Raw genomic sequence first — 6,722 nt, 5'->3', positions numbered from 1 at the left:
GTAAACGTTGTTCATTTTCAGCAACATCATTGGTGTAATCCACCACATCAACATCGTGAAAACAATAATAAGGCAATTGCATTTTAGTAATGAATTCGAAGGCCGCATCCATTTTATCTTTTGCTCTTTCTATAGCGTCTTTTTTCTCATCCCATGGGAAATTATGTGTGGCCCCACCAAAAGGATCGGCTCCATTGCCATTAAAGGAATGCCAGTAAGCACAGGCAAATTTAAAATGCTCGTTCATTGTTTTACCGGCAACAACACGGTTGGCATCATACCACCTGAATGCTAGCGGATTATCGCTTTCTAAACCTTCAAACTGGATTTGGTCTATACCTTTGAAAAATTCTTTTTCTCCTGAAACTACTTTGATCATTTTATTTAATTATGTGGTTCTTAATTCTTATTTCTATTCTTTTATGGCTACTCTGCTGTATGCAAACCTTCTACATATTTATCTTCCTGGAGTGCTTTGACTAACAAGGCTTTCCAATCGGCATAAATGGCCTCATAAGTTTCTGTATCTGTAGGCTCGAGGTATTTAATCACTTCCTGTTGGGTAAAGGCAGCTTCGGCATTTTTAAAAATCCCGGAACCTATGCCTGCGCCTAAGGCAGCCCCTACGCTTCCATCATTTTCATATAATTCTACAGGCACCCCGGTTACATTAACAAAAGTCTGCGCAAAAAGGTCGCTTAAAAATAAGTTAGCGCGGCCTGCACGAATCACTGTAGGTTGCATGCCATTTTCGCGCATGATGTCTAAGCCATAACGGAAAGCACAGGCAATACCTTCCTGCACGGCCCTAAAAATATCTTCCCGACGGTGTACATTCAAATCTATGCCCAGCAACTGTGCACCTGTATATTTGTTATTTAGCATTCTTTCTGCCCCATTGCCAAAAGGCAATACCCTCAAGCCTTTACTTCCTACAGGGGCTGTAGCTGCCAATTCATTTAATACAGGGTAAGAAAGGTCGGGTGCAAATTGTGCTTTTGCCCATCGATACATACTTCCCGTGCCGTTGATACACAAGAGTACACCGGTATGTTTCTTTGATGCTGAGTAAGTAACATGTGCAAAAGTGTTGACTCTGGACTGTGGATCGAAAGTGAGGGAATCGCTGACGCCATATATAACCCCGGATGTTCCAGCGGTGGCGGCAACTTCTCCAGGTTTTAATACATTTAAAGAAAGTGCATTGTTAGGCTGATCGCCACTTTTATAAGATACTGGTATGCCCTCCGATAATCCCAATTCTTGTGCAACAATTGCATTGACTTCACCGTGGACAGCAAATAAAGGTTTGATGGTCGGGATGAGGTCTTCGGCAAAACCATAATGACTCATTAAATCTGCGGAGAGACTGTCATTTTTAAAATCCCAGAAAATGCCTTCTGATAAGGCTGGGATACTGGTAGTAATATTTCCCGTTAGCTTCATGGCTATATAATCGCCTGGAAGCATAATCTTGTCTATCTGTGCATATATTTCAGGCTCATTTGCTTTTACCCAAGCTAATTTAGATGCCGTAAAGTTTCCCGGTGAATTGAGCAGGTGTTCCAGGCATTTCTCCTGTCCGATGGCCTCAAAAGCAGTTTCTCCTAAAGCTACAGAACGACTATCGCACCAGATAATGCTATCTCTTAAAACCTGTTGGGCTTTATCGACCACCACCAGGCCATGCATCTGGTAAGCTATACCTATGGCTTTAATTTCTTTAGGATCGTATTTTCCGCTAGCATTTAATTTCAGAATGGCTTGCTGGGCATTTGCCCACCAATCTTTCGGGTTTTGCTCTGCCCACCCTGGTTTTACAGTTTTAATCTCGGTCTCTTCTTCTGGAAATTGAGTGGTTGCCACACATTTTTGTGTCGCTACATCAACCACAGCAACTTTAATGGAAGAAGTGCCTATATCGATCCCTAATAAGTACATACAATTTGTAAATTAATTTGAACACCTGTCTATGCAAACGGTTGCATAAAGGTAATAGTATTCTGATTAACCACAAATAATTATCCCTTTTATCTTAAATAAAATCTTTAATATGCTCGCCGATATCGTAAACCTTAGCCTTCCCATTCAGCTCAGCCTCTAGCAAAGCGCTCGCAGCAGCACTTCTGTACCCACCGGCGCAGTGTACTGCAATCGGTTTATCTAACGGCAGACTAAGAATATGAGCTCTTAATTCTCCTAAAGGGATAGACAAACTATGTGGGAAGATTTTTACATTGCGGGTTTCAACTTCATTTCTTACATCTACTATTGTATATTGCGACGGATCTTTTTTAAACGCCTCCAGATCAAATTGATTACTCCTCAGCTCACCTTCCGGCGCAAAATAAGCTCCTTTAAGTTGTGCTTCATAACCTATGGAAGCCGTTCTTTGGATTAAAGCTTTCAGTGTTGCTTCATCCTTAGCAACTAAATAGAATGCTTCCAGGGGTTTTATGATACTTCCCAGCCAGGTTTCAAACTTTGGGCCTTCCATGATATTGACGGAATGCATTTGGTGCCCAGCTTTAAAAGATTTTTCATCCCTGCTGTCTACAATCCAAATGTCTTTTTCTAATGGCACATTGCCCCTATAGATTTTAACCTTTTCAATGCTTGAATTAAATGCTGCTGCGCCCTGTTTATTTAATTGAACGTTGTAAGGGAAATAAAGTGGAATAAAAGGCTGATCGGCCGTGAGTTCTTTTACAAAATCACCTGCAGTCATTTCCTGTAGCGACCAGTTACTCATTTTTTCAGCGCCTATGGTGCTGCTGTGGGCGTTACCTACTACCTTACCGCATAAAGTTCCTGCACCATGTGCCGGATAGAGCAATACCTCATCAGCTAACTTCATCAGTTTATTTCTTAAGGAAGCATACATTTGTTGCGCTAAATAGACTCTGGCTTCATATTCATTTCCACCGTTTTCCCTTAAATCTGGTCTTCCACAATCTCCGATAAAAAGAGTATCCCCTGTAAAAACAGCAACATCTTTACCCTCACATTCTAAAACAATAGAGATACTGTCTGGGGAATGTCCGGGGGTATTTAATGCTTTTAACCTCATTTCCCCAATTTCTAAAACAGCACCCTCATCTAAAGGCGCAAAAGGGTAACTTACCAAAGCCAGGCTGCTCACATAAACAGGCACCTTATATTTTTCATAAAACTCCAGGTGTGAGCTTACAAAATCTGCATGAGGATGTGTTTCAATGACCCCAACAATCTGTGCGTTATGTTCATTTGCATAATCCAAATAGGGTTGCGGATTTCGGGAAGGATCAATTAAAATTACTTGTTGTGCCGTTTCGCTTAATATGGCATAACTAAAATGAGAAAGGAACTTATTTTCAAATTGTTGAATTTTCATGGTATCAAAAAATTAGGTAAAGCATTATGGCAAAGTTGATTAATGGGGTAAATTATCTTTAATGACACCATAAATAAAAGTGCCTGAAACAGCGCCTAAAGCAACTAAAATCATCCCTACAAAACCATAACCGATGTTGACAAATATAGGTCCCGGGCAAGCGCCGGTTAATGCCCAGCCAAGGCCGAAAATAGTGCCGCCAAATAAGTATTTACGCCAGCTCATGTCTTTATCTTTAAAAGTAATAGGCTCCTTGTGAAGATCCCTGACCTGGAACTTTTTAATTAAATAAACAGCTAAGGCACCCAGCACAACCGCTGTACCGATGATTCCGTACATATGGAAGGACTGAAAACGAAACATTTCCTGGATGCGGTACCAGGAGATAGCTTCAGATTTTGCCATCACTATACCAAAGAAAATACCTGTTAATATATATTTAAGGAATTTCATATTTTAAAAAATTAAAGGGAAAAATAAATGTGTCATCATGAGGCCGCCTATAAAGAAGCCAATTACCGCAATTAAAGAAGGAAGTTGTAAGTTTGACAAGCCACTAATGGCATGTCCAGAAGTACATCCGCCAGCATACCTGGTGCCAAAACCAACCATCAATCCACCAGCTAACAGCAATACAATATTTTTAAAAGAGGCAAGTGCATGCAGGTCAAAGAGCTGTTCAGGGTTCATGCCACCATCAAAGGGCACACCTAAATGTTGCAGGTCTGCCACTGTAGCGGCCGATAAAGCCATAGGCTGATCATTGGAGAGAACGGTTGAGGAAAGGAATCCTCCAATAATAGCTCCAACCAGGAACAATAAATTCCATCGTTGAGCTTTCCAATCGAAGTCGAAAAACTTAATTTTTTTACCTGCTCCAGCCATGCTGCAGAGTGTCCGCAAGTTGGAGGAAAAGCCAAAAGATTTACCGAAGTAAAGAAGACCGACCATAATAAGGGCTATTGCCGCTCCGGAGGTGTACCATGGCCAGGGTTGTTTGAGTAATGCTAACATATGTTTATTTGATGAGGATCCAAGATCCGATTATTAATTATTTTTATACAATGAAGGAATTAAAGTAATTCTTTGAGCAGGATGTAACCCGCCATAAACAGCACAAACCAGCCAAAGCCTTTTTTGAGCTTCTCTCCTTGAACTTTTTTATTGATCCATCCTCCAATCATCACGCCGGCAATAGCAATAAAGGAAATTTTAAGAAGAAAATACCAGTTGATGGTAAAATGACCGATATCTCCGCTAAATCCTATTAAAGAATTCAAAGAAATGATCAGCAAGGATGTACCTACAGCCTCTTTCATGGGTAAATGAACCAGGATGACCAGCATGGGAATCAATAAAAATCCTCCACCAGCACCTAATAATCCGGTAACCAACCCTATAATTAAACCATAAAATAATAACTTGCCTAAAGGCACTTTCAATGGAATAACAGGTTCCTTTCCCTTATTTTTACCGGGTATAATCATGGCATAACCTGCCGCCAACATCAGGAGGGCAAACAATACCATGGTTAGAAAATTTTCCGTCACTTCAAATTGACCAATATTGAAAAGATGTGCAGGTATACGAGGAATGATGTAATTCCGGGTAAGGAATACCGTGGTTATAGACGACAAGCCAAACAAGGCTACTGTTTTAAAATTGACATCACCCTTTCTGACGTTTTGGTAAGCGCCCACCATACTTGTTGTACCAACAATAAATAAAGAATAGGAAGTGGCAAGCAAAGGACTCACACCGAACAAGTAGACCATAACCGGTACAGTAAGGATTGATCCTCCACCTCCAATGAGGCCCAGGGAAATCCCAATAAATACCGATGCGATGTAAGCAATTATCTCCATGACTATAAATCTTATGCAAATATCATGTTCAATTATGGAGATAACGGTAACTTTAGTCACACAAGACTTTACAACAGGTATTCAATGTAATTGCGGTGCAATATAACCTCGCCCCGCTGTTCCATTTTTTTGAGTAAGCGCGAAATCACTTCTCTTGAAGAATTAAGGTCGCGGGCAATTTCTCCATGAGTAATGACAAGTTCTCTTTTTTTCATGTCTTTGAATTGATTGGAGAGGTAAACCTCCAGGCGTTGATCCATAGCTTTAAACGCAATATGATCAATAACTTCCAGTAGTTCTTCAAATCTTAACCTATAGGTTTCAATGACAAAGTAATACCAAGTACGGTAGTTTTGCATCAACTTATCCATGAGTGCAACAGGAATCATCAGCACGGTGGTCTGCTCCATTGCTTTTGCCATTACCTCACTTGTTTGCTGTTTTGCTGCACAAATAAGGGAAAGTGCACAAGCATTTCCGGGAAACAGGTTATACATGAAAAATTCTTGCCCCTCGTTACCTTCACGGTATAATTTAACCGCTCCTTCTACAATCAACATTGTTGAGCGCATGTTCTGACCCGTTTGAATCAGCAGATCACCCGCATTGAAAGTCTTCACCACAGCATTTTCCTCCAGCACTTTTTTTAAGGCAGGCTCAAATTGAGGAAAAAGTGTATTTAAATAATTGATAACACTGGGTTGATTATTCATGGGTATGTAATTGATCCAATAAAGCTATCAGCGAATTTACTCAAATTCCATCTCCTATACAATGCAGCCGCAATTGGTCGGCCTGTGCTTTAGGTTTTTTTTTGAATTTGACTTTCTCTTTACCTTATTTAATCGTAATATTGCAATATACAAATATGGGACTCACAAAGACAGAAATATTTACTCAAGAGCAGAATGAGCTAGCCAGCTTGCTCAAGGCTATTGCTCACCCAGCAAGGATTGCCATACTGCAAAAAATTATTGCCGTTGACACTTGCATCTGCGGCGACTTAGTTGAAGAATTAGGATTGGCACAAGCTACCATATCGCAACATTTGAAAGAATTGAAAACTGCAGGCATCATTCAGGGAACTATTGAAGGTGTAACGGTTTGTTACTGTATTAACCCTATTACCTGGAAAAAGCTAAAAACACAACTCAGCACCTTTTTTAGCACCTATAAAGGAGCCGCTAATTGTTGCTAAACAATATTAATAAATGTAACATTTAAATTAAAAAATCATGAATACTACGGAATTAACCACCTGGCAAACCTTCAAATCTAAATTACAAGCAAACCCTGAGCAAACTTTACAATTTCAATATGCGGAAGGCAAATTTGTAGCCCCGAATTACCATATCACCGAAATTAAACAGGCACCTATTGTTTCTGTAGATTGTGGTGGTGTAATGAACAGCTGGACAGAAGTCATTGTGCAACTTTGGGAACCTGCCGCAGCAGCAAATGAACAAGCCATGAAAGTAAACAAG

At 40.2% G+C, this 6,722-nt stretch carries 8 protein-coding genes and 1 pseudogene; 2 read left to right on the top strand and 7 right to left on the bottom strand.

The genetic code is table 11. From position 1 onward, the window contains the following. The 7 genes and pseudogenes from ACR2F7_RS12200 to ACR2F7_RS12170 all read right to left on the bottom strand — a co-directional run. Positions 1 to 379, bottom strand: a pseudogene (locus tag ACR2F7_RS12200) (xylose isomerase); the annotation flags it as partial. 47 nt (positions 380 to 426) lie between these two features. Continuing rightward, positions 427 to 1,941, bottom strand: coding sequence for a xylulokinase (locus ACR2F7_RS12195; RefSeq protein WP_432713837.1), 1,515 nt, complete (start codon positions 1,939 to 1,941; stop codon positions 427 to 429). A gap of 94 nt (positions 1,942 to 2,035) precedes the next feature. Then, positions 2,036 to 3,373: an MBL fold metallo-hydrolase gene (locus tag ACR2F7_RS12190; RefSeq protein WP_432713836.1), complete on the bottom strand. Its 1,338-nt coding sequence runs from the start codon at positions 3,371 to 3,373 to the stop codon at positions 2,036 to 2,038. Between the two features lie 39 nt (positions 3,374 to 3,412). Further along, positions 3,413 to 3,826, bottom strand: a complete 414-nt coding sequence (locus tag ACR2F7_RS12185; RefSeq protein ID WP_432713835.1) for a DUF6691 family protein — start codon at positions 3,824 to 3,826, stop codon at positions 3,413 to 3,415. Positions 3,827 to 3,829: 3 nt separating this feature from the next. Further along, the gene (locus ACR2F7_RS12180) at positions 3,830 to 4,387 is read right to left on the bottom strand and encodes a YeeE/YedE family protein (RefSeq protein WP_432713834.1); all 558 of its coding nucleotides are present in this window, start codon (positions 4,385 to 4,387) and stop codon (positions 3,830 to 3,832) included. Between the two features lie 59 nt (positions 4,388 to 4,446). Continuing rightward, entirely contained in the window at positions 4,447 to 5,238 is a 792-nt protein-coding gene (locus ACR2F7_RS12175; protein ID WP_432713833.1) for a sulfite exporter TauE/SafE family protein, read from the bottom strand. A 68-nt stretch (positions 5,239 to 5,306) separates the two neighbouring features. After that, positions 5,307 to 5,951 carry a Crp/Fnr family transcriptional regulator gene (locus ACR2F7_RS12170; protein WP_432713832.1) on the bottom strand — a complete coding sequence of 215 codons (645 nt, stop codon included), beginning with the start codon at positions 5,949 to 5,951 and terminating at the stop codon, positions 5,307 to 5,309. Between the two features lie 155 nt (positions 5,952 to 6,106). On the opposite strand from ACR2F7_RS12170, the gene ACR2F7_RS12165 reads away from it, so the two are divergent. Both ACR2F7_RS12165 and ACR2F7_RS12160 read left to right on the top strand, forming a co-directional pair. Continuing rightward, the gene (locus ACR2F7_RS12165; protein ID WP_432713831.1) at positions 6,107 to 6,436 is read left to right on the top strand and encodes an ArsR/SmtB family transcription factor; all 330 of its coding nucleotides are present in this window, start codon (positions 6,107 to 6,109) and stop codon (positions 6,434 to 6,436) included. Between the two features lie 37 nt (positions 6,437 to 6,473). Then, a partial coding sequence (locus ACR2F7_RS12160) for a DUF6428 family protein (protein ID WP_432713830.1) occupies positions 6,474 to 6,722 on the top strand: 249 nt, incomplete at its 3' end.

This window comes from Pedobacter sp., from assembly GCF_045628745.1.
GTDB lineage: Bacteria > Bacteroidota > Bacteroidia > Sphingobacteriales > Sphingobacteriaceae > Pedobacter.
Note: the sequence above shows the minus strand (reverse complement) of the source record. Positions and strands in the feature narration are given on the sequence as shown.

Coding starts and splice junctions, on each gene's coding strand:
- ACR2F7_RS12195 (WP_432713837.1), bottom strand. CDS start 1,941: ATGTACTTATTAGGGATCGATATAGGCACTTCTTCCATTAAAGTTGCT.
- ACR2F7_RS12190 (WP_432713836.1), bottom strand. CDS start 3,373: ATGAAAATTCAACAATTTGAAAATAAGTTCCTTTCTCATTTTAGTTAT.
- ACR2F7_RS12185 (WP_432713835.1), bottom strand. CDS start 3,826: ATGAAATTCCTTAAATATATATTAACAGGTATTTTCTTTGGTATAGTG.
- ACR2F7_RS12180 (WP_432713834.1), bottom strand. CDS start 4,387: ATGTTAGCATTACTCAAACAACCCTGGCCATGGTACACCTCCGGAGCG.
- ACR2F7_RS12175 (WP_432713833.1), bottom strand. CDS start 5,238: ATGGAGATAATTGCTTACATCGCATCGGTATTTATTGGGATTTCCCTG.
- ACR2F7_RS12170 (WP_432713832.1), bottom strand. CDS start 5,951: ATGAATAATCAACCCAGTGTTATCAATTATTTAAATACACTTTTTCCT.
- ACR2F7_RS12165 (WP_432713831.1), top strand. CDS start 6,107: ATGGGACTCACAAAGACAGAAATATTTACTCAAGAGCAGAATGAGCTA.